At 72.7% G+C, this 1,486-nt stretch carries 2 protein-coding genes; both read left to right on the top strand.

Annotated elements, in window-relative coordinates:
* The coding region (locus tag ABD323_RS41055; protein ID WP_344447201.1) for an inorganic phosphate transporter at nt 1–1,188 on the top strand (1,188 nt) is incomplete at its 5' end.
* Nucleotides 1,189–1,201: 13 nt separating this feature from the next.
* Nucleotides 1,202–1,453 carry a hypothetical protein gene (locus ABD323_RS41050; RefSeq protein ID WP_344447200.1) on the top strand — a complete coding sequence of 84 codons (252 nt, stop codon included), beginning with the start codon at nt 1,202–1,204 and terminating at the stop codon, nt 1,451–1,453.
* The last annotated feature ends 33 nt before the right edge of the window (nt 1,454–1,486 follow it).

The following is a 1,486-nucleotide window of genomic DNA, read 5'->3' as shown; positions in this document are numbered from 1 at the left end:
ATGGAACACATCACGTTCCTGGTGGCGGTGGTGATCGTCACGGCGCTCGCCTTCGACTTCACCAACGGCTTCCACGACACCGCCAACGCGATGGCCACCTCCATCGCGACCGGCGCCCTGCGACCCAAGGTCGCCGTCGCCATCTCCGCGGTCCTCAACTTCGCGGGCGCCTTCCTGTCCGTGAAGGTCGCCAGCACCATCTCGGGCGGCATCGTCAACGAGAAGGCGGGCATCCATCCGGCGGTGATCTTCGCCGCCCTGGTCGGCGCGATCCTCTGGAACCTGCTGACCTGGCTGCGCGGCCTGCCCTCCAGTTCCTCGCACGCGCTGTACGGCGGCCTGATCGGCGCCACCGTGGTCGGGGTCGGCCTGAACGGCGTGAACTTCAGCGTCGTGGTCACCAAGATCCTCATCCCGGCCGTCGCCTCCCCGATCGTCGCCGGACTGGCCGCCTGGGGCGCCACCAAGATGGCGTACCTGATCACCCGCCGGGCCGACGAGAAGAGCGTCACCAAGGGCTTCAAGACCGGCCAGATCGCCTCGGCCTCGCTGGTCTCGCTGGCCCACGGCACCAACGACGCCCAGAAGACGATGGGCATCATCACGCTGACCCTGGTGTCGGTCGGCAACCTGCCCAAGCACGCGCTGCCGCCCACCTGGGTGATCGTCAGCGCCGGCCTGGCGATCGCGCTGGGCACCTACATGGGCGGCTGGCGGATCATCCGCAGCATGGGCAAGGGCCTGACCGACGTCCGCGCGCCGCAGGGCTTCGCCGCCGAGAGCGCCACCACCGCGGTCATCCTGACCTCCTCGCACATGGGCTACGGCCTGTCGACCACCCAGGTCGTCTCCGGCGGCATCATGGGCGCGGGCCTGGGCGGCCCCAAGGCCCAGGTGCACTGGAGCATGGCCCGCCGCATGGTCTACACCTGGGGCCTGACGCTGCCCGCCGCGGCCACCGTGGCCGGCGCCGCCGCCTTCGTCGCCGACCGCGGCACCTGGGGCGTCCTGGTGGTCGGCGCGGCCCTGGTGCTCGGCTCGGGCGCCATGTGGGTGATCTCGCGCCGCCAGCCGGTGACCGCGGGCAACGTCAACGACGTCCCGGACGTCACCGAGGTCACCCCGGTGCCGGCGCCGACCGCGAGCGCCAGCACCCCGTCCCCCGCCACGACGACCGTCGCCGCCTGAGGAGTCCCCGGTCATGCACATCAACTGGAGCGCCCTCGCCGACACCGCCGGTGTCAGCTTCGGGGTCACCGTCGCCGTGGTCAGCGCCTTCGCGCTCGGCATCCTGGCCCTGTCCCGCCGTGAGGCCGCCACCACCGCCACGACGGGCGCCACCGCCGGCACCGCCGGCGGCGCCCGCGGCGTCCTCGCGCTGGCCTGCGCCACCGTCTGCTTCGCGGCCTGCGCCGCGGCCGTCGGCTACGGGCTGAGCCTGATCGTCGGCTGAGTCCCGCCACCGGGCCCCGGGCCCCGAGCCACC

This window comes from Kitasatospora nipponensis (assembly GCF_039528135.1).
GTDB lineage: Bacteria > Actinomycetota > Actinomycetes > Streptomycetales > Streptomycetaceae > Kitasatospora > Kitasatospora nipponensis.
This window is presented reverse-complemented; position numbering and strand designations above follow the sequence as displayed.

Coding starts and splice junctions, on each gene's coding strand:
- ABD323_RS41050 (WP_344447200.1), top strand. CDS start 1,202: ATGCACATCAACTGGAGCGCCCTCGCCGACACCGCCGGTGTCAGCTTC.